The sequence below is a fragment of the Solitalea agri genome (assembly GCF_023914155.1).
Lineage (GTDB): Bacteria > Bacteroidota > Bacteroidia > Sphingobacteriales > Sphingobacteriaceae > Solitalea > Solitalea agri.
On record NZ_JAMWYS010000003.1, the window covers coordinates 1 to 20958 of the forward strand.

The window sequence follows — 20958 nt, forward strand, 5'->3', positions numbered from 1 at the left end:
CTGTATTTTCCTCAAAATACATACTTATAAACTATAGGTAAAACTTATTTTTACACAGCCTCGCAAACGCGTGCGAAATATTGCATTGAGTTTTTATCCCGATTCTGTCACTCCAACAACACTATATCAACCACTGCTTTCCCCTGCATAATCAATTGCCGAACTGAAATAATATTGATACGGTTCTGTTACAATCAAAGCTTTCACTGGATTTTGATGCGCATAATCCAATTTTTGTTATATCTAAACTGTTTATATTTCAAATAACTTAAGCAGCAAAGTCTCTCAATTAGAGACTTTGCTAAACTTTAACTCATTTTAAAATACTTTTTTACATATTATTTATCACTAGGTTAAAAAATACAGCAAAATCATAGACATTATGAAAGCTATAAATCCACCTATTACAAAAGAAACTACCCAATAACTTTTATATCGTGCATTTTCATTACTATACCTCTTAATAATATCCAAAAATTTATTAGGACGTTCAATATTAAAGTATAATAGTATATAAATTAATAATGCTACTGCTAATAATAGTGGCATTGTCATTCCAATAATAGTTTTTGGAACATATTTATTTAAATTAACCAATCTTAGGAAAACAAGAGGACTTAAGAAATAAAAAAACAAAGAAGCAGAGACCATTAATACAGCAGAGACTATTGAATTCTCATATGGTTTTCCTCTTTTTAAAAAGAAGTGAAACAAATAAAAACAACTATATTTAATAAAGTTCATAAAATATTAGTTATAAATGGTTTGATTTAGGTATTCATTTTTTAAACCATCTAAAGCACCTGACATGTCTGCTACAGCGTAGATTCCTACCCCAACCATAAAGACTGGATTTACAATTGTTACAGCAGAGAAAAACACCCCTACACCAAAGTCTACCAAATCCCTTGTTTTTATTTCCTGTCCAGTTAAAGCTTTTGAAGCGAGAGCCGCACCACTAACTACAACTCCAGCCCAACCAAGTTTTTGAGAAAATTTTCCAAAACTACCATCAAAAATCTTTTTTGCAGCATATGCATCCGCAAGATTTAAAGTACGTCTAAAAGTTTGCCCAATTTCGTTATAAGTTGCAATTTGAACTCCACTTGCTATTAGACCGGTGGTGCCCAACAAAGCATTTGTAAAATTGACAAGGCCATTTATGTCGACTCCCTCGTAAGCATTATCGGTAACTAAGTTAAAAGTAGTATATAATAGCTCCCCATTTGTATCATACTGTTCTGTTTTTAATATATAATCATTCGCCCTTTTATTACTTTCAAACTCTGCAATAGCTTTTTCATGAATTAACTTCTCTCCTAAATCTAAGAATGACCTGGTTTCTCCATTTCCAAAGTCAACTCCAGCACCTAATTTCCTTAGTTTAGCCATGCGCATTAACAAGGAGTTGGATAGTCCACCGCCACTAGAACCCGATCCTTCTAATACTTCATTCATATAACGCCCAGTATCTCCAAACACCATAAACATCTCCTAGGAAATATACCCCGGAAATGCCCCAGCGAATAAGTCCTCCAAATGTTCCAATAGCTCCCATTGTCACATCAAGAGCAGCTTTACCTGTTACCCCCCAAGCTCGTGCGCGTTTGCAACGCGTGCGAAATAACTCCTTGAGTTTTTAACTCAATTCTACCCTTATTGATTTTATATTTATCAATCATCGGCAATAGGCAATTACCTTCGAGGTGGTTTTGTTGTTTTTACCCATCTTCAATAACAATTTAACAACATTGGTTATTTTCAGACTAAACATTCCCTTGTCGCGACAGCCACCGAAAAAAGTCGTTTAAAGCCATTCTCAAAAACTAATTTATTACAGAAATTAGAAAGAAAGAACGACTAAAATGAAAACAATTTTTGAACAGTCAACAAGAGATGAATTGATAAACAGAATAAATGCTATCAATGAGTACAGTACTCCTCAATGGGGTAAGATGAATGTTTATCAGATGTTTAAACACTGTACATTAGTTGAGGAAATGTTTTTACGCAACAAATACTATAAACGTGTTTTAATTGGACGAATTATTGGCCAAAAAGCGTTAAAGAACATGCTGAAAGATGACCAACCAATGATGCAGAATGCTCCTACGGCTGCAGATTTTAAAGTAATTGAAATTCAAGGAAATACTGAAGAAGAAAGAACCAAGTGGATCTCACTCATTAAAGAGTATGAACATTTTTCAAACCCCTTCTATGTGCATTGGTTCTTCGGAAAAATGACGCGGGAACAAATTGGATATTTTGTTTATAAACACTCTGATCATCATTTAAGACAGTTCAATAGTTGATTTAGAAATTTTCCTATCTGAATGCTATAACAATAACCTTACATAACTAACATAATTATCTACCATTACAATTTTATATTTTTGCTTCGCTCAATTTACTTCATTGATCATAAGAGGTAATTCAGCAATAACATTTATAAATAGTCCTTCATGAAAAAAATAACTTCTTTATTAACAGTTTGTATTATGCTTGCCTTGATTTCTTGTGGCAGCCAAAAGAAAAAAGAGCAGGAACAAGAAAAAAATCTTTTTTCTGAAAGTATGGCACTTCACGATGAGGTAATGCCTAAACAGGAAGAGCTTTTTTCGCTAAAAAACAAGATCAACACTTTAGGTACTAAGATGGACAGCCTGAAAAAGGCTAATCCAACACTCGATACTTCAGCATTAAGAACAACGATTACCGGAATATCCGCTAAAATTGATACCGCCAGCAATCACATGTCTGATTGGATGCATAATTTCACAAGCGACCTCGATGAAAAGTTTCAAAATAAATCGCACGAAGAAATTATGAACTACCTTAAAAAAGGTAAAGAAGACATCGAAAAAGTAAAACAAGAGTTTAATCAGTCAATTTCAGAAGCAAAACAATTCATAGATGAGCAAAAAATTAAATAACCTTTTCCTGCTAACTTTTTTTGCCTTATTATCAACTACAATTGCATGTAATACCAGCAATGAAAAGCTTCCTATTTTGGGTCGTCGTGAAGCAGTGAAAAAAGTAGTGAATGGCAAAGAGGTTATCGACACAGTTTATCAAAGTATTCAATCATTTCGTTTTGTAAACCAAGACAGCCAATGGGTTAGCAATGATACGTTTAAAGATAAAATCTATGTAGCTGACTTTTTCTTTACGTCGTGCCCTACAATTTGCCCTATCATGAAGAAGAATATGTTGGTGGTGTACAACAAGCTCAAAGGAAACCCTCATTTCGGTATTATCTCACACAGCATTGATCCTCGCCATGATTCGGTATCTGTATTGAAAAAATTTGCTCACAAGTTAGGGGTTGACGATACACAATGGAACTTTGTAACCGGAAACCGTGACTCTATTTATGCTTTGGCAGAAAACAGTTATTTAACTGTTGCCAAAGAAGATCAGAACGCTCCTGGAGGTATTGTGCATCAAGGCGCCTTTATCCTAATCGATAAAAATCGTCATATCAGAGGGGTTTATAATGGTACAAATACGGATGAAGTTGAAAAGATGATTCTCGACATTGAAAATCTTTTAAACGAAGACGAGAAAAAGTAGAACACTTCTGTTAAAATTTAAACTCCCGATGAAGAAAACAGCTTTTGTAGTACTGCTTTTATCAGCCTTTGTCGCTGGATTGGTAGCCTGTTCCAACCCTAAAGAGATAAAAGAAAAACAATATTATTCGGAAGGGTTGTATTTATACCAGAAATATTGCCAGAATTGTCATATGGATAACGGTCAGGGTTTAGGTCAGCTGATTCCACCTTTGGCTGCCTCTGATTATTTACAACAAAATACTTCAGAACTGGCCTGCATAATCAAAAACGGAAAAAAGGGTAAGATAACCGTTAATGGAAAAGAGTATGAAGGAATAATGCCCGCTAACAACTTAAGCACCATTGAGATAGCCGAAATTATCACCTACATTACTAATACATGGGGCAATAAACTTCCAACGTATTCTATAAAACAAGTGGAAGAAGACTTAAAAAAGTGCCCTTAATTTATAATTTTGCAATGCAAACTGGTCTGTCGCTAGTTCCCTTCTGATAACTATCGGAATGGGAAGAGAGGAAAGTCCGGGCAACATAGAGCATCCTGCTTCCTAACGGGAAGGACTTATCCTGACTAATAATCAGGATAGGGACAGAAAGTGCCACAGAGAATATACCGCCTTGTCCCGATAGCTATCGGGACGGGGTAAGGGTGAAAACGTGAGGTAAGAGCTCACGGCTTTGTCGGGCGATCGGCATCGCGGTAAACCTCAGGAGTTGAAAGACCAAATAAATCTCGATCTAGGAATTGCTCGTTCCTTGATGCTTTTAGCATCTGTCGGGAAGGGTAGGTTGCTAGAGCCAATTGGCGACGATTGGCCCAGATAAATGACAGATAATTCCGAAATGTATTTCGGAAGAAACAGAACCCGGCTTACACGTTTGCATTTTTTTATTTAAAACCCCACAATTATTATTTTGAATAGTTGTGGGGTTTTTTATATTTACCGTATGGCAAAACTACTAATCGTTGACGATGAGCGCAGTATACGTAATACCTTGCGCGAAATTCTTGAGTATGAGAACTACGAAGTTGATGATACCGACAACGGTATAACTGCCCTCGATCTAATTGCTAAAAACAACTATGACCTGGTTCTGTGTGACATCAAGATGAACAAAATGGACGGGTTGGAAGTGTTAACACGCTCTCAACAAACTAATCCCGATCTACCTTTTATCATGATTTCTGGGCACGGCACTGTGGAAACAGCTGTTGAAGCAAGTAAAAAAGGGGCCTTCGATTTTATCTCTAAACCTCCTGACCTTAACCGGTTACTTATTACAGTTAGAAATGCACTTGACCGTGGAGCCTTAGCCACAGAAACCCGGGTATTAAAGAAAAAAGTTTCTAAAACCCGCGAAATCCTGGGCTTTTCTCCTGCTATCCAAAAAATCAAAGAAACTATTGAAAGAGTTGCCCCTACAGATGCCCGTGTCTTAGTTACGGGTCCCAATGGTAGTGGTAAAGAGTTGGTAGCTCGCTGGGTCCATGAAAAAAGCAATCGCTCTGGCAGTGCAATTATTGAAGTTAACTGTGCTGCTATTCCGTCTGAACTGATAGAAAGCGAATTATTTGGTCACGAAAAAGGATCCTTTACTTCTGCTATTAAGCAACGTATCGGAAAGTTTGAGTCAGCGCATGGCGGAACACTTTTCCTGGACGAGATTGGTGATATGAGCCTCTCTGCGCAGGCCAAAGTGTTAAGGGCCTTACAGGAAAATAAAATTACCCGAGTAGGTGGCGAACGTGAAATTGAAGTGGATGTACGTGTAATTGCAGCAACCAACAAAGACCTTTTGAAAGAAATAGAAAAAGGCAATTTTCGTCTAGATCTTTATCACCGCTTAAGTGTAATTATTATCAATGTACCCCCATTAAAAGAGCGTAAAGGTGATATAAGTTTAATTGCAGAAAATTTCCTTGAAGAAATATGTGATGATTACGGAATGCCGGTTAAACAGCTAACTAAAGAAGCGTTAAAAGCTTTGGAAAGTTTGGAATGGTCCGGTAATATCCGTGAACTGCATAATATGATTGAGCGATTAATAATTATGAGTGATAAGGTAATCACGGATAAAGAAGTGCATCTTTTTTCTCACTCTCCTCAATCATCGGGAACAAAAGAGAAAGGTTTTGATTTTGAAAACTTTACCAAATTTCAGGAATTTAAAGACCATATCGAAAAGCAATTTATCAAGCATAAATTGGAAAAAAACAACTGGAATGTATCAAAAACTGCTGATGAAATAGATATACAACGAAGTCATTTGTATAGTAAAATAGAAAAATTCGGCCTTAAGCGGGAAGAAATTGGTGTTAATTGATTATCGATTTTCTAATTACTTAAATTAAAAAGCAGGGTAAATCTCTGCTTTTTTAATTACAAATCATCAATGTTTAGTTAGCACTATTGCTATTTTAGCAAAATAACAACCTTTTTCCTACAAATAATCAAAACAACCTAAAGGGTTAATTTTACAGCTCGATTTTTTAATGTTTAATAACTATTTTAAACTTTTAATTAAAAAAATTAAAAAAATTTGAAGTATAGCATAAAAATTAGCAATAATTCACAATAATACATTGCCATTTTGATATTCTTTTAATCGAAAGAAAAAGACATTCGCATTTCTCAATCTTATCTCCTAAAAAGCTTTTCGTCAACCATCTTTAAAAAAATAATTTTGCACTGATTAATGGCATATACATTGTGTCTCATTTTTGTTCTAAAAAGTTTTCAGATGGTCAACTTTTTACTGATTATCTGATATGAGTTCACCTTGCAACAACCTAATCCCTTAAAACTTTAGAATTATGTGTGGAATTATCGCTTATGTTGGACGCCAACAGGCACTACCTATTTTAATCAATGGTCTTAAACGCCTTGAATATCGTGGTTATGACAGCGCAGGCGTTGCTGTAATGAATCCGAATTTAACTATTTACAAGAAAAAAGGTAAAGTAATTAATCTTGAAGAGCACGCCTTAAATAATAAAATTGATAGTACAATCGGTATGGGGCATACTCGTTGGGCTACCCATGGAGAACCTTGTGACCGTAACTCACACCCTCATCTTTCGAATAAAAAGGATTTGGCCATTATTCATAACGGTATCATCGAAAACTATGCAACCTTAAAACAAGAATTACTAAGTAAAGGTCATGTTTTTGAAAGCGACACAGATAGCGAAGTGTTGATTCACTTCATTGAAGATATACAGGAAAACCTTGGATGCGCTTTAGAAGAGGCTGTTCGCATTGCTTTAACCAGAGTAACCGGCGCATATGCAATTGTGGTAATGTCTCAAAAGAATCCGGACATGCTAATTGCCGCCCGTAAAAGTTCACCATTAATTGTTGGTGTTGGAAAAGACGAATTCTTCCTGGCTTCTGATGCTACACCCATTATTCAATACACTAAACAGGTCGTATACCTTAAAGACTATGAAGTTGCTGTTATTAAGAACGGAAAACTTACTATTACTGATCTTCAAAACAATATACATGATGCATATATCAAAGAACTTGATATAGAATTAGCTGCAATTGAAAAAGGAAATTTTGAGCATTATATGCTGAAAGAAATCTTCGAGCAACCAAAAACAATTCTTGATTGTTTACGTGGTCGTTTATTGGCTGAAGAAGGTAAAGTTCGTTTAGGTGGTTTACGTGAGTACATTGATCAGTTATGTAATGCGAAACGCATCATTATTATAGCCTGTGGTACCTCTTTAAATGCAGGAATGGTTGCACGATACCTGTTCCAGGAAATCTGCAGAATTCCGGTTGAAGTGGAATATGCCTCTGAATTTAGATATGGCAGCCCGGTGGTTCGTGATGGTGATGTGGTAATTGCAATTTCGCAATCGGGTGAGACAGCTGATACACTTGTTGCTATTGAAAAAGCGAAGGAAATGGGCGCTATAATTTTAGGTATTTGTAATGTGGTAGGATCGTCAATCCCTCGCGCCTCTCATGCGGGTGTTTACACACATGCTGGAGCTGAAATTGGTGTTGCTAGTACAAAAGCGTTTACTGCTCAGCTTACAGTATTATATCTGATCGCCCTACAGGTTGCTAAAGAAAAAGGAACGCTGGATAACGATCGTTTCCGATTGTTATTAAATGAATTAGATAAAATTCCGGCAAAGGTTCAAACAATCTTAGACAATTCATATCTAACTCAATCACTGGCAAGTTTATATCTCGATGCTCAGAATATGATTTACCTTGGTCGTGGCTATAACTTCCCTATTGCCTTGGAAGGTGCATTAAAGATCAAGGAGATTAGTTACATTCATGCCGAAGGTTACCCGGCTGCTGAAATGAAACACGGTCCTATTGCTTTGATTGATGAGGAAATGCCAGTAGTATTCATAGCTACTAAAGACCACACTTATGAAAAGATCGTTTCTAACATTCAGGAAGTTAAGGCTCGAAAAGGAAAAGTGATTGCAATTGTAACTGAAGGTGATGAAATGGTTAAATCATTGGCAGATCATGTATTTGAAATTCCAGAAACTGATGAAATTTTAACTCCATTATTATCGGTAATTCCATTACAATTATTTGCTTATTATACAGGTGTATTGAGAGGATGTAATGTTGATCAGCCTCGAAATCTAGCTAAATCAGTAACCGTAGAATAAAAAACAGCTCTCTACTATGGCTTTGATCAGAAAAGATTCCATGCTGCAGCTTGGGCATAATTTCATTTCCGGTTCCCAGATTCCCGATGGAAAGGACGAGTACTACATTCGTTTTCAACAATCGGGAGGACAAAAATACCGTCAGCTTCGTCGCGATGAAATCCAACTGTTACAGGCTAATAATAATTTGTCCGACGATTGGACAAATATCTGGGTGACCAATAAGTTCAATCCTAGTTATGTACGCAACTGCAATTTCTATGGATTGATTCGAATTGGTGATCTGGAAGAATACTTTCTCGAATATCACGATATGCGTTACCCGGTTGGATTATATAATTCAACCATTGTTTCTTGTGATCTGGGCAACAACGTTTCCTTGAACAATGTCAGTTATGTTTCACATTACATTATAGGTAATGAAAGCATTTTATTCAATGTTCATGAACTGCAGGTTTCCAATCATGCCAAATTCGGCAATGGAATCGTAAAAGAAAGTGAAGATGAATCTATACGCATATGGCTGGAAATCTGCAATGAAAACGGGGGTCGAAAAATTCTACCTTTCGATGGCATGCTAACTAGTGATGCATTTTTATGGTCGAAATATAGAGACGATGAAGAGCTGATGCAGAAGTTGTTGGAAATTACACAGAATCAGTTTCCTTCAAATCGTGGCTATTATGGAACCATAGGTGAACAATGTGTTATCAAAAACTGCCAGATCATAAAAGACGTAATAGTTGGTGATGGAGCCTATATTAAAGGAGCAAATAAACTTAAAAACCTTACTATCAACAGTAACTTCGAAAGTTGTACCCAAATTGGTGAAGGTGTAGAATTGGTAAATGGTATAATAGGTTACGGTTGCAAAATATTTTATGGTGTTAAAGCTGTACGTTTCTCATTAGGAAATAACTCTTCGCTTAAATATGGTGCTCGTCTGATCAATTCAGTTTTAGGAGAAAACTCCACCATTTCATGTTGTGAGGTTTTGAATTGTTTGATCTACCCTGGACATGAACAACACCACAATAACTCATTTTTAATTGCGGCAACAGTTTTAGGTCAGAGTAATATTGCAGCGGGTGCCACCATTGGCTCTAACCATAACTCAAGAGCAAATGATGGAGAGATTGTTGCAGGCAGAGGCTTTTGGCCAGGCTTATGTGTTAGTTTAAAACATAACAGTAAGTTTGCGTCGTTTACACTTTTAGCAAAAGGTTCATATCCGGCTGAACTAAATATAGCACTCCCTTTCTCATTAGTCACAATTAATGAACGTGATCATTTGCTTCAAATAATTCCGGCTTATTGGTGGATGTATAATATGTATGCATTGGCCCGTAACTCATGGAAATATTTAGCGCGTGATGCCCGCAAAATTAAATACCAGGAATTTGAATTCGACTACCTCGCTCCTGATACCATCGAAGAAATTTTTACGGCGATAGAGCAACTTGAAATTTGGACAGGCATGGATCAATCTCGCAAAAAAGAGCTAAATGGCCAGGCGGGAAGTCCATTGAAAGAGATTGGCCGTTCATTCCTGTTAAATGCAGGTAAGAAGCTTAGTCAGATTGAAGTTTTAGGTGGAACGATTGAAGCTAGTAGTCGTAAGTCGATCATATTAAAACCAGGAGAAGCATACAGCTCGTATAGGGAAATGGTTCATTATTTTGCAATAAAAACATTGATACAATTTTCACGAACACATAAGCTTAGCAATTTGCAACAAATTATAGCACGCCTAGGTGAAACTAAACGTTGCAAATGGATAAATATGGGAGGACAACTAATAGCTGAGCACGATCTTTTGGAACTTAAAAACAAGATTAAAGAGGGTTCCATAAACAGTTGGAACAAGATCCATGATCATTATAATTATCTTCAACGATATTATGAACAGCGAAAAGCCGAGTATGCACTTGCTGCATTAAAAGATCTGCACCAGGTATATTCACTTGAACAAATTGAAAATAAATGGAACAGCTGGTTGGATTGGGCCATTGAAATTGCTGAAAAAGTTAAAGATCGGACGTTTGATTCACGCAACAAGGATTATATAAATGAATTCAGAAAACTACCATACGATAATGAAAAAGAGATGGAAATGGTGGTTGGAAGCATAAATGATAATGAGTTCATTAAAACAGTCCAAAACAATTATGTAAAATTTCTTGGACATGTTACTGAATACAAACTTGCGGTAAACGTTCTATAGTAATTGATTAAATATTAGACAGGCTGCGAAAATATGCGTTAAAAGCGTATTTTTGCAGCCTGTTGTTTTTTGGCGTATTTATAGACTTTAAAAAGCTTCCAAAACATAACAGTTGACTTTTAAATAACTTTTGAGTGAAGAACATTCGTAACTTCTGTATTATTGCCCATATTGATCATGGTAAAAGTACCCTGGCTGATCGTTTATTAGAATACACCAAAACCATCAGCGAGCGTGATGCCCAGGCACAGTTGCTCGATAATATGGATTTAGAAAGAGAACGTGGAATTACCATTAAAAGCCATGCAATTCAAATGGAATATAAAGTGGCAGGAGAAAATTATATCTTCAATTTGATTGATACTCCGGGCCACGTGGATTTTTCGTATGAAGTTTCTCGCTCAATTGCAGCCTGTGAAGGTGCTTTATTAATTGTAGATGCATCACAAGGAATTCAAGCCCAAACAATCTCAAATCTTTACTTAGCGCTAGAACATGATCTTCATATTATTCCTATTTTGAATAAAATGGATCTTCCTGGCGCCATGCCTGAAGAAGTTAAAGACCAAATTGTTGACTTAATTGGTTGTGATCGTGATGAAATTATTCCGGCTTCTGGTAAAACAGGATTAGGTGTTGATAAAATTATTGAAGCAATCGTTGAACGTATTCCTGCTCCTGTTGGTAATCCTGATGGTCCGCTTCAAGCCTTGATTTTTGATTCAGTTTTTAACTCATTCCGTGGTATTATCGCTTACTTTAAAGTACTCAACGGAGAAATTCGTAAAAACGATAAAGTAAAATTTGTTGCTACCGGTAAAGAATATATCGCTGACGAAGTTGGTACTTTAAAATTAAACCAAGAACCGAAGAGCGTTATTAAAACCGGGGATGTAGGTTATATCATTTCGGGTATTAAAGAAGCTCGAGAGGTGAAAGTTGGTGATACGATTACCAAAGTTGATAACCCGGGGGAAGCAATCATCGGTTTTGAAGAAGTAAAACCAATGGTATTTGCCGGCATTTACCCGGTTGATACTGAAGATTTTGAAGAGCTCCGAGAAGCAATGCACAAGCTTCAGTTAAATGATGCGTCCATTGTTTTCGAGCCTGAATCTTCAGCAGCCCTTGGATTTGGTTTCCGTTGTGGTTTCTTAGGAATGCTACACATGGAAATTATCCAGGAACGCTTAGAACGTGAATTCGGAATGACCGTAATCACCACAGTTCCCAACGTATCTTATAAAGCCTACATGACAAAAGGGAAAGAAGAAATTATTGTAAATAACCCTTCTGACCTGCCTGATCCGAGTAAGCTTGACCTTATTGAAGAGCCTTATATCAAAGCCAATATTATTACAAAATCCGACTTTGTTGGGCCTGTTTTATCGCTTTGTATTCAAAAGAGAGGAACAATTGTAAATCAGTCGTATTTGACCTCTGATCGTGTTGAATTGGTGTTTGAAATGCCTATGGGCGAAATTGTATTTGATTTCTATGACAAATTAAAAACAATTTCTAAAGGTTACGCCTCTTTCGATTATCATCAAATTGGTTATCGCCAGTCTGATTTAGTAAGAATGGACATTCGACTTAACGGTGATCCGGTTGATGCGTTATCGTCACTAATTCACCGAAGCAATGCGTATAACTTTGGTAAAAAGATTTGCGAAAAGTTAAAAGAGTTATTACCTCGTCAACAATTCGAAATTGCTATTCAGGCTTCAATTGGAGCTAAGGTTATTGCTCGCGAAACCGTAAAAGCAATGCGTAAGGATGTAACAGCTAAGTGTTACGGTGGTGATATTTCGCGGAAACGTAAACTATTGGAGAAACAAAAAGAAGGTAAGAAACGTATGCGCCAAGTTGGTTCAGTAGAAATTCCACAATCGGCGTTTATGGCAGTACTTAAATTAGATTAACCCCCTTACCCCCTAAAGGGGGAATTTAGGGTATTTATAACGATATAGAAAAGTCCCCTTTAGGGGATTTAGGGGTTCAAGAAATGCAATTACTCGACGGAAAATTAGTTTCTGAAAAACTAAAAAATGATATAGCTGCAGAAGCGGCTGATTTTACTGGAAAAACTGGTCGCCAACCTCATTTGGTTGCCGTTTTAGTAGGTAATGATGGAGCCAGCGAAACTTATGTTGCCAGCAAAATGAAGAACTGTGAAAAGGTTGGTTTTAAATCAACTCTGGTTCGATATGATGCTACTATTTCAGAAGCTGAATTACTAAAGAAAATTGATGAGTTGAACAATGACCAGGGTGTTGATGGTTTCATTGTTCAGTTACCATTACCTAAACATATCGACGCAGAAAAGGTTACAGAAGCCATTGATCACCGCAAAGATGTTGACGGCTTCCACCCTATTAACTTAGGTCGTATGCAGCGTAATTTACCTGCCTTTATTCCGGCAACGCCATACGGAATCTTATTAATGCTTCAGGAATATGGAATTGATACTACAGGTAAGTACTGTGTTGTAATTGGTCGCAGTAATATAGTAGGTTCACCTATGAGCATTTTAATGGCGCGTAACACTACACCAGGTAACTGTACCGTGACCATGGTGCATAGTAAAACTCCTGATATTACCGAATACACCAAAAAAGCAGATATTTTAATTGCTGCAATTGGTAAAGCCGAGTTTGTTACCGCTGATATGGTGAAAGAGGGAGCAATTGTAATTGATGTGGGAATAAATCGCGTTGAATCAAGTGAAACCAAATCAGGGTTTAAATTAAAAGGTGATGTTAAATTTGATGAAGTAGCTCCTAAAGCTTCTTTTATTACCCCGGTCCCCGGCGGTGTTGGTTTAATGACCATTGTGAGCTTACTGAAAAACACTTTGGCTGCCGCAAAAAAAGAGATCTATCAATAAAAATTGATTAAAAAAATAAACTGGAAAGCTGTGTTGTTAATAACTTCACAGCTTTTTTGTTTTATGAAAAACATCTTAGATAAGATCATCTGATTGTAATATCCCTACCTACTTTATAGAGAGATAGCTTCTGTATGGCCAAACATTCTTATCTTTGCGGCTCAAAAAAATTAAGGCATGTCGGTACTGGTACCAGAAGATGGAACATTATTACCCTTGATGGAGGAATTTTATACCATCCAGGGAGAAGGATTTAACACCGGAAAAGCGGCGTATTTTATACGTTTGGGCGGTTGCGACGTGGGTTGCCATTGGTGCGATGTAAAGGAATCATGGGATGCTGAACTTCACCCTTTAACCAAAGCTGATGTAATTGTGGACCATGCCTCCCAATATCCTTCAAAAGCAGTGGTTGTTACTGGAGGAGAGCCATTAATCTATAACCTGGAATACCTTACTAAAGAACTTCAAAATAAAGGAATCAAAACTTTTATAGAAACTTCAGGAGCTTACCCTCTTTCGGGAAGCTGGGATTGGATTTGCCTTTCGCCAAAAAAATTCAAAGCTCCCCGTCCAGATATTTTACCTGTGGCAGATGAACTAAAGGTAATTGTTTTTAATAAATCAGATTTTGAATGGGCAGAGCAATATGCTTTACAGGTATCAGAAAAATGTAAACTATATCTTCAGCCCGAGTGGAGTAAAGCCAAAGAAATGACCCCTCTTATTGTGGAATATGTAATGGCCAATCCGAAATGGGAAATTTCACTTCAAACGCATAAATATCTGAATATCCCATAAGTAATTAATAGTTACTTCTATAGAGTTTAACCACATTTTAAAAGCTTTAATTTCAATTTAAGTTTTAAAAGTTTTATCTTGTAACAACTTATTGACAAATGAAGCTTGAAACACATAAGTTGAAGCTATACTTAGCCGTATTCTTGTGCTTTGCTCAAATGATTGTAAATGCACAGGTTAAGTATTCAACCCAATCAAAACAAGCCATTAAATTTTACGAAGAGTCAGATACTTATCTGAATTCGAAAAACTATAATGGAGCCATAGAGGTTTTAAATAAAGCCATTGCTGCAGACAAATCATTTATCGATGCTTACCAGCGCTTAGGAGATATCTACCGCGTTATAAAGAATTATGAAAAAGCTAGGGAAAACTATCTGCAAGTAATAACCCTTTTTCCCGACTTTGCAAAGCAGGATTATTATTTTCTGGGAGAAATTGAAGTTAAAAAAGGCAATTACAGCTATGCTAAGAAATATCTTGAAAAATTCATGATGTATGCTGATAAACCTCAGCAATTCATCCCTCAGGCAAAGAAATACCAGGCAGATTGTAAATTCGCAATTGAAGCCCTAAAACATCCGGTACCTTTTACCCCTAAAAACTTAGGCGGAGCAATCAACACTAATGCAGACGAATACCTTCCTAGCCTAACAGCTGATGGCAAACAAATGATTTTTACCCGTAAAGCTAACAACAATGAAGACTTTTATACAAGCACATTCATAAACGATCAATGGACATCTGCAGTTAAGCTAAGTGGTAATATTAATACCCCATATCTAAACGAAGGAGCACAAAGCTTATCCTCTGACGGGCAATACCTTTTATTGACCATATGTAATGCTCCCGGAAGTTATGGTCGCTGCGACCTTTATTATTCTCGATTGGAAGGCACAGAATGGGCTGCGCCTGTAAATATTGGCGCACCCGTAAATACAGGAGCATGGGAATCACAGCCCTGCCTGGCCCCCGATGGAAGAACCCTTTATTTTGCCAGTGATCGTAAAGGAGGTTTAGGTAAGATAGATATTTGGAAATCGTATTTACAAGACAACGGCACCTGGAGTGAGCCAGAGAATTTAGGGCCGAATATCAACACTACAGAGGATGAGCAATCGCCATTTATTCACCCAGATAATGAAACACTTTATTTTAGCTCAAATGGCTGGCCGGGAATGGGTAACAGCGATATTTATATATCACGGAAAGATGAAAACGGCGCTTGGACGCTGGCTGAAAACGTGGGCTATCCTATAAATACCAATATGGATGATTTTTGTCTTGTTGTAACTGGCAATGGCAATAAAGGATACTTTTCTACTAATAATACTGCTGGAAAAGCCGGGCATGATCTTTACTCATTTGATATTCCTCAAAAATTAAAGCCTAAAGCATTAACTTTTATAAAAGGTTTTGTGTTTGATGAAAAGACAAAAGAAAAGTTAGATGCAGTTGTTGAAGTTCAGAATCTCAAAACAAGTAAAACAGTTTACCGATCTGTTTCAAATTCCGAATCTGGACAATTTTATGCTAGTTTACCACAAGGAAATCAATATGCAGTTAATGTTTCGCGTGAAGGTTATTTATTTTACTCCGGATATTTCTCAACGGTAGACGCCGATAACACAAATGTGGTTTGCTTAAAAGCTCCTTTGAAAGAAATTGCAGTTGGTGAAAAAATAGTACTGAAGAACATTTTTTTTGAAACAAATTCATTCAAATTAAGTTCTGAATCAATGATTGAATTACAAAAGGTAGTTGCTTTTATGAAGAGTAATGCACAAGTGGCAATTGAAATCTCTGGATATACTGATAATGTTGGCGATGATCAATCAAACCTGCTTCTATCAGAAAACAGAGCTAAAGTTGTTTATGGCTATTTATTGCGTTCAATACCTAATCCAAAACGGTTTACGTATAAAGGTTTTGGCGAAAACCAGCCAATAGATTCAAATGAAACACCGCAAGGAAAAGCCAATAACCGAAGAACAGAATTGAAAATAACTAGTATTCAATAACTTACACTAAAAATGTCAAACCAAAACTACTCAAATCACGCCCAATTGGTTAAAGGGTATCATGGATTATTATTTTTTCTCTTACTGGCCGGATTTATTGGCTCAATCATAAATCTGATAGAGTCATTTAATTCAAACGGAAATCTTTATAGTGCCTCATTAATTCTGTTACTATTCGTTTGTTCTTTTTTAGCTTTTTACTATTTAAGAGTATTCGCCCTACGTGCCCAAGATAGAGCTATTAGAGCAGAAGAAAACCTTCGCTATTTCGTTCTAACAGGCAAATTGTTGGATAATAAACTTCGTATGGGACAAATTATTGCACTTCGTTTTGCTCCTGATGATGAATTGATTGAATTGGCGAAAAGAGCTGTAAATGAAAAATTAAGCAATAAGCAGATTAAACAATCAATTAAAAACTGGAAAGCAGATTTTAACAGAGTTTAACATAAATGAAGGATAAAAAATTGATCGTTTTATTTGATGGCGTTTGCAACTTATGTAATAAATCGGTGCAGTTTATTATTAAAAATGACCCAAAAGGTAAATTTATGTTTGCTGCTCTACAATCAAATGCTGGGAAAAATTTGCTCAAAGAATTTAACCTTGATCAACAAGATTTAAACTCATTCATTTTGATAGATAATAACAAACCCCGATTGAGATCAACCGGGGTTTGTTATGTATTTAAAAATCTTAACGGATTTTTCCCTTTGCTCTATGTCCTTATAATTGTTCCAAAGGTTATTCGCGATTGGATCTATAATAAAATAGCCCAAAGCAGGTATAATTTATTTGGGAAGCAAGAACAATGCATGATTCCAACACCTGAATTAGCATCAAGGTTTATTAGTTAATTTCCAAGCTCTGATAAAAACTTGATTCGCATTAATTGAATCTCTTCTCTTGAATAATCATCCTCTCCTAATTCAGCAATTGCTAACTCAATCGAATCTTCCTCAGCTGTTTTAAAATAATCAAACACCTCATCCTGCCGTTCTTCATCAATTACATCATCGATGTAATAATCCAAATTGAGTTTTGTTCCTGATAACACTATACTCTCGATTTCCTGAATCAAACCCTGCATTCCCAATCCTTTTGATGAAGCAATATCGTCAAGAGGGATTTGCCTGTCTATGTTTTGGATAATGGATACTTTTAAACTTGATTTGTTTACGGTTGACTTAACCACCATATCTTGCGGGCGATCAATGTCATTATCTTCTACATATTGCTTGATCAAAGCCACAAATGGGGCACCGTAACGAATAGCTTTACCGTTACCAACCCCCGAAATTTGCTTCAATTCATCAAGATTTACAGGATATTGACTCGCCATTTCCTCCAAAGACGGATCCTGAAAAATAACAAATGGAGGAATATTCTTTTGCTTAGCTGTTTTTTTGCGAAGATCTTTCAGGTAACCAAGTAAAGTATCATCTAATGCACCTCCTCCGGCTTTGACCTCATTATCATCAGTAGCTTGAATCTTATCAAAATCATTATTTAAGATGAATTTTATTGAATAAGGCGCTTCGATAAACGATTTACCAAACTTAGTTAGCTTTAAAATACCATAGCTGTCGATATCTTTTAGTAAAAAGTTATGAATCACCGCTTGTCTAACCACCGATTTCCAGACTAAAACTCCCCGATCTTTTCCCGTGGCAAACTCTTCAAGTTTATCGTGACTAAAAGTGTTCATTTCAGCGTCTTCAAGACCAGCAAGAATGTTCACAATATGCTCGGCGTCAAAATTCTCTTTGAGTTTTTGAATAAGCTTTAATAATGTAAGAAGATCCTGTTCTGCTTCGAATCTTTCTTTCGGATGCCGACAGTTATCACACATGTTTGAACAACCGCTTTCATTAAAACTTTCTCCAAAATAATGAAGTATCTGTTTTCTCCTACATACTGAAGATTCGGCGTAGTCAATTACTTCATTCAATATTTGGGTGCCAATTTCGCGTTCCGAAACCGGCTTGTCTTTCATAAATTTGGCCAGCTTGTCGATATCTTTCTGATCGTAAAATGCAATACAATTACCTTCACCACCATCACGACCAGCTCGTCCTGTTTCCTGATAATAACCCTCCATGCTCTTAGGCATATCGTAGTGAATCACGAAACGAACATCGGGCTTATCGATTCCCATCCCAAAAGCGATTGTTGCAACAATCACTTGCACATCTTCCATTAAAAACTTGTCCTGTGTGGTAGCTCGTGTATTTGCATCTAATCCAGCGTGATAAGGAAGGGAAGGTATTCCGTTTATATTGAGTGTTTCTGCAACTTCTTCAACCTTTTTCCTACTGAGGCAATAAATAATACCACCTTTACCGTTTTGGGCTCGGATATATTTAATAATCTCTTTTAATTCATTCTTTTTAGGACGAATTTCATAATAAAGATTAGAGCGATTAAAAGAAGATTTAAAAACTACTGCATTTTGCATTTGCAGGTTTTTCTGTATGTCTTGCTGAACCTTAGGAGTTGCCGTAGCAGTTAAAGCAATGATTGGAATATTCTCACCTAATTGTCCGATAATTTGGCGAATTTTGCGGTATTCAGGTCTGAAATCATGACCCCATTCAGAAATACAGTGAGCTTCATCAACTGCGACAAAAGAAACTTTAATATCCCTTAAGAAATCAATATTATCTTGTTTTGAAAGAGATTCAGGGGCAACGTACAACAATTTTGTCTCACCAGATAAAACATCTTGTTTTACCTTGGCGGTTTCAGTTTTATTTAAAGATGAATTTAAAAAATGAGCAATGGTATCTGAACTTCCAAAAGCGCGCAGTTGGTCAACCTGGTTTTTCATTAATGCTATTAACGGCGATATTACGATGGCTGTGCCATCGCTCATTAACGCGGGTAGTTGGTAGCACATTGACTTACCCCCACCAGTAGGCATAATCACGAATGTATCATTCCCTGAAAGTATGCTGGTGATGATTGCTTCCTGCTCTCCTTTAAATTTTTCAAACCCAAAAAAATTCTGCAAGTTATCAAACAGCGACTTTTTAACCTCCATTATTCGAGAAAAAGTTAAGTAATATTATGGTTTGGATTAGTTTGCTAAATTAAAAATAACATAATTTTGCACATAATAAAACATCCCAATAGTTAAATCTTTAAACAATTGCAAGTATCGGATTCGGTTAAATGAATGCTTCAGATCGAAGCGGATGCTTTATTGATCCACAAACTTACACAAATAACAACTTCGAAACAATCCTTAATATCATTCTAACGTCATAAGATCATTCTGTGTTAATAACTAATGAGTTAGCATTAAATCTGTTGCTTTCAGTCAAATTAACAATTTCACAAAATCATCTAATATTCTGACTAAAAGATTAGTAAAACAAACCGCATTCAGGCCATTTCAATCTAGTAGATTTAAATATTTTGAATTATAAGAAGCTATACTTTATTATTTGGTAGAATAATGAAAACTTTTCTAACTTGCGCGCCATTGCAACTATGGTTTGCCTGATATACCATTGAAATTATTTCAAAATGGATATGCTGATTAACTATACAAACAATATTCTCACTAATTGATAATAAATAGCAGATACGTTTCTACTTACTCATCTTATGAAAGAAGGAATAGAGATCTGCCTTAAAATAGAATGGCAAATAGTAATCATTACATTGTAATTATGGCTGGCGGCGTTGGGAGCCGATTTTGGCCTGTTAGCAGAAGCAATTATCCTAAGCAGTTTATTGATATTCTCGGAACTGGTCAAACCTTAATTCAACAAACATTTAACCGGTTTAAAGAGATTTGCCCACCAGAAAACATCTATTTTGTTACCAATGAAAGCTACCGCTCCTTAATTAAAGAACAAATACCAGAAGCTATTAATGATAATATATTGGGCGAACCTGTAATGCGAAATACCGCACCATGTATAGCCTACGCTTGTCATAAAATTGCAAAGAAAAACCCTGATGCATGTATTGTAGTCGCACCTTCTGATCATTTAATATTACAAGAAGAAGCCTTTAAAGATGCTATTCGCGAATCTTTAAAATTAACTGAAGCAAACAATTTTCTGGTTACGTTAGGTATTGTTCCGAGCAGACCAGATACCGGATATGGTTATATTCAACACACTAGCACAAAGGTTGGTGAAAACTTCTATAAGGTAAAAACCTTTACCGAGAAACCAGACCTTGATCTTGCTAAAACATTTATTGCCAGTGGTGATTTTCTTTGGAATGCAGGCATTTTTGTTTGGAATGCAACTACCATTTTGAAAGCTTTTGAAAAGCATTTGCCCGAGGTAAATGAGATTTTTGCTGAAGGAAAAATATTTCTTAACACCAGTAAAGAACAGGATTTTATTAAAACAGCTTATACTCGCTGCAAAAATATATCTATCGATTATGGCGTGATGGAAAAAGCTGAAAATGTTTATGTACGACCAAGTGATTTTGGATGGAGTGACTTGGGTACCTGGGCATCAGTATATGAGGTAAAGAAAGAGAAAGATTATGTGGGCAATGTTGTTATTGATTCGAACAAGGTGATTATGTATGACTCTGCAAACTGTATAGTGAGAACACCAACTGATAAATTGGTGGTACTGCAAGGTTTGGATGGTTATATTGTTGTTGAATCTAACAATGTATTGATGATCTGCAAAAAATCAGAAGAACAGGAAGTAAAACAAATTGTTGCCGATATAAAGCAAAAATATGGAGAAAAATATCTCTAATAGCTAGCAAAAATTTTTCTAACCAAACAGCCGTTCAAATTATTTTTGAACGGCTGTTTG

The 20958-nt window shown here is 36.2% G+C and carries 16 protein-coding genes and 1 other RNA gene; 15 read left to right on the forward strand and 2 right to left on the reverse strand.

Features of this window, described 5'->3' with window-relative positions:
• Positions 1-750: 750 nt before the first annotated feature.
• On the reverse strand, positions 751-1458 hold the full coding sequence (locus tag NF867_RS00390; RefSeq protein WP_252585481.1) for a hypothetical protein: 708 nt from the start codon (positions 1456-1458) through the stop codon (positions 751-753).
• A 407-nt stretch (positions 1459-1865) separates the two neighbouring features.
• Here NF867_RS00390 and NF867_RS00395 point away from each other — a divergent pair, with 407 nt between their 5' ends.
• From NF867_RS00395 to NF867_RS00460, 14 genes are all read left to right on the forward strand, one after another.
• The gene (locus NF867_RS00395; RefSeq protein ID WP_252585485.1) at positions 1866-2312 is read left to right on the forward strand and encodes a DUF1569 domain-containing protein; all 447 of its coding nucleotides are present in this window, start codon (positions 1866-1868) and stop codon (positions 2310-2312) included.
• Between the two features lie 150 nt (positions 2313-2462).
• Positions 2463-2933, forward strand: a complete 471-nt coding sequence (locus NF867_RS00400; protein WP_252585486.1) for a hypothetical protein — start codon at positions 2463-2465, stop codon at positions 2931-2933.
• Positions 2914-3573 (forward strand): SCO family protein, encoded by a 660-nt coding sequence (locus NF867_RS00405; protein WP_252585489.1) that lies wholly within the window; start codon positions 2914-2916, stop codon positions 3571-3573. The genes NF867_RS00400 and NF867_RS00405 overlap by 20 nt, the downstream gene beginning before the upstream one ends.
• Positions 3574-3601: 28 nt before the next feature.
• On the forward strand, positions 3602-4021 hold the full coding sequence (locus tag NF867_RS00410; protein ID WP_252585490.1) for a c-type cytochrome: 420 nt from the start codon (positions 3602-3604) through the stop codon (positions 4019-4021).
• A 13-nt stretch (positions 4022-4034) separates the two neighbouring features.
• Positions 4035-4465, forward strand: an RNA gene (rnpB, locus tag NF867_RS00415) — RNase P RNA component class A.
• Positions 4466-4523: 58 nt separating this feature from the next.
• The gene (locus tag NF867_RS00420) at positions 4524-5900 is read left to right on the forward strand and encodes a sigma-54-dependent transcriptional regulator (protein WP_252585494.1); all 1377 of its coding nucleotides are present in this window, start codon (positions 4524-4526) and stop codon (positions 5898-5900) included.
• Positions 5901-6390: 490 nt separating this feature from the next.
• On the forward strand, positions 6391-8226 hold the full coding sequence (glmS, locus tag NF867_RS00425; RefSeq protein ID WP_252585495.1) for a glutamine--fructose-6-phosphate transaminase (isomerizing): 1836 nt from the start codon (positions 6391-6393) through the stop codon (positions 8224-8226).
• Positions 8227-8242: 16 nt separating this feature from the next.
• Positions 8243-10450, forward strand: a complete 2208-nt coding sequence (locus tag NF867_RS00430) for a DUF4954 family protein (protein WP_252585496.1) — start codon at positions 8243-8245, stop codon at positions 10448-10450.
• A gap of 134 nt (positions 10451-10584) precedes the next feature.
• On the forward strand, positions 10585-12372 hold the full coding sequence (gene lepA / locus NF867_RS00435; protein ID WP_252585501.1) for a translation elongation factor 4: 1788 nt from the start codon (positions 10585-10587) through the stop codon (positions 12370-12372).
• A gap of 83 nt (positions 12373-12455) precedes the next feature.
• A complete protein-coding gene (locus NF867_RS00440; RefSeq protein ID WP_252585502.1) occupies positions 12456-13337 on the forward strand; it encodes a bifunctional 5,10-methylenetetrahydrofolate dehydrogenase/5,10-methenyltetrahydrofolate cyclohydrolase in 882 nt (293 codons plus the stop codon).
• A 177-nt stretch (positions 13338-13514) separates the two neighbouring features.
• Complete coding sequence (locus NF867_RS00445; RefSeq protein WP_252585503.1) at positions 13515-14138, forward strand: 7-carboxy-7-deazaguanine synthase QueE; 624 nt, start codon at positions 13515-13517, stop codon at positions 14136-14138.
• Between the two features lie 98 nt (positions 14139-14236).
• Positions 14237-16159 carry an OmpA family protein gene (locus NF867_RS00450; RefSeq protein ID WP_252585504.1) on the forward strand — a complete coding sequence of 641 codons (1923 nt, stop codon included), beginning with the start codon at positions 14237-14239 and terminating at the stop codon, positions 16157-16159.
• Between the two features lie 12 nt (positions 16160-16171).
• Positions 16172-16606 (forward strand): DUF6526 family protein, encoded by a 435-nt coding sequence (locus NF867_RS00455; protein WP_252585506.1) that lies wholly within the window; start codon positions 16172-16174, stop codon positions 16604-16606.
• 5 nt (positions 16607-16611) lie between these two features.
• Positions 16612-17016 carry a thiol-disulfide oxidoreductase DCC family protein gene (locus NF867_RS00460; protein ID WP_252585508.1) on the forward strand — a complete coding sequence of 135 codons (405 nt, stop codon included), beginning with the start codon at positions 16612-16614 and terminating at the stop codon, positions 17014-17016.
• On the opposite strand, the gene recQ is transcribed toward NF867_RS00460, so the two are convergent.
• Positions 17013-19202 (reverse strand): DNA helicase RecQ, encoded by a 2190-nt coding sequence (recQ, locus tag NF867_RS00465; protein ID WP_252585510.1) that lies wholly within the window; start codon positions 19200-19202, stop codon positions 17013-17015. The genes NF867_RS00460 and recQ overlap by 4 nt on opposite strands.
• A gap of 604 nt (positions 19203-19806) precedes the next feature.
• Between recQ and NF867_RS00470 the strand changes: the two genes are divergently transcribed.
• A complete protein-coding gene (locus tag NF867_RS00470) occupies positions 19807-20898 on the forward strand; it encodes a mannose-1-phosphate guanylyltransferase (protein ID WP_252585512.1) in 1092 nt (363 codons plus the stop codon).
• Positions 20899-20958 lie beyond the last annotated feature (60 nt).

Coding starts and splice junctions, on each gene's coding strand:
- NF867_RS00440 (WP_252585502.1), top strand. CDS start 12,456: ATGCAATTACTCGACGGAAAATTAGTTTCTGAAAAACTAAAAAATGAT.
- NF867_RS00395 (WP_252585485.1), top strand. CDS start 1,866: ATGAAAACAATTTTTGAACAGTCAACAAGAGATGAATTGATAAACAGA.
- NF867_RS00420 (WP_252585494.1), top strand. CDS start 4,524: ATGGCAAAACTACTAATCGTTGACGATGAGCGCAGTATACGTAATACC.
- NF867_RS00430 (WP_252585496.1), top strand. CDS start 8,243: ATGGCTTTGATCAGAAAAGATTCCATGCTGCAGCTTGGGCATAATTTC.
- NF867_RS00410 (WP_252585490.1), top strand. CDS start 3,602: ATGAAGAAAACAGCTTTTGTAGTACTGCTTTTATCAGCCTTTGTCGCT.
- glmS (WP_252585495.1), top strand. CDS start 6,391: ATGTGTGGAATTATCGCTTATGTTGGACGCCAACAGGCACTACCTATT.
- recQ (WP_252585510.1), bottom strand. CDS start 19,202: ATGGAGGTTAAAAAGTCGCTGTTTGATAACTTGCAGAATTTTTTTGGG.
- NF867_RS00390 (WP_252585481.1), bottom strand. CDS start 1,458: ATGAATGAAGTATTAGAAGGATCGGGTTCTAGTGGCGGTGGACTATCC.
- NF867_RS00455 (WP_252585506.1), top strand. CDS start 16,172: ATGTCAAACCAAAACTACTCAAATCACGCCCAATTGGTTAAAGGGTAT.
- NF867_RS00460 (WP_252585508.1), top strand. CDS start 16,612: ATGAAGGATAAAAAATTGATCGTTTTATTTGATGGCGTTTGCAACTTA.
- NF867_RS00445 (WP_252585503.1), top strand. CDS start 13,515: ATGTCGGTACTGGTACCAGAAGATGGAACATTATTACCCTTGATGGAG.
- NF867_RS00450 (WP_252585504.1), top strand. CDS start 14,237: ATGAAGCTTGAAACACATAAGTTGAAGCTATACTTAGCCGTATTCTTG.
- NF867_RS00405 (WP_252585489.1), top strand. CDS start 2,914: ATGAGCAAAAAATTAAATAACCTTTTCCTGCTAACTTTTTTTGCCTTA.
- NF867_RS00470 (WP_252585512.1), top strand. CDS start 19,807: ATGGCAAATAGTAATCATTACATTGTAATTATGGCTGGCGGCGTTGGG.
- NF867_RS00400 (WP_252585486.1), top strand. CDS start 2,463: ATGAAAAAAATAACTTCTTTATTAACAGTTTGTATTATGCTTGCCTTG.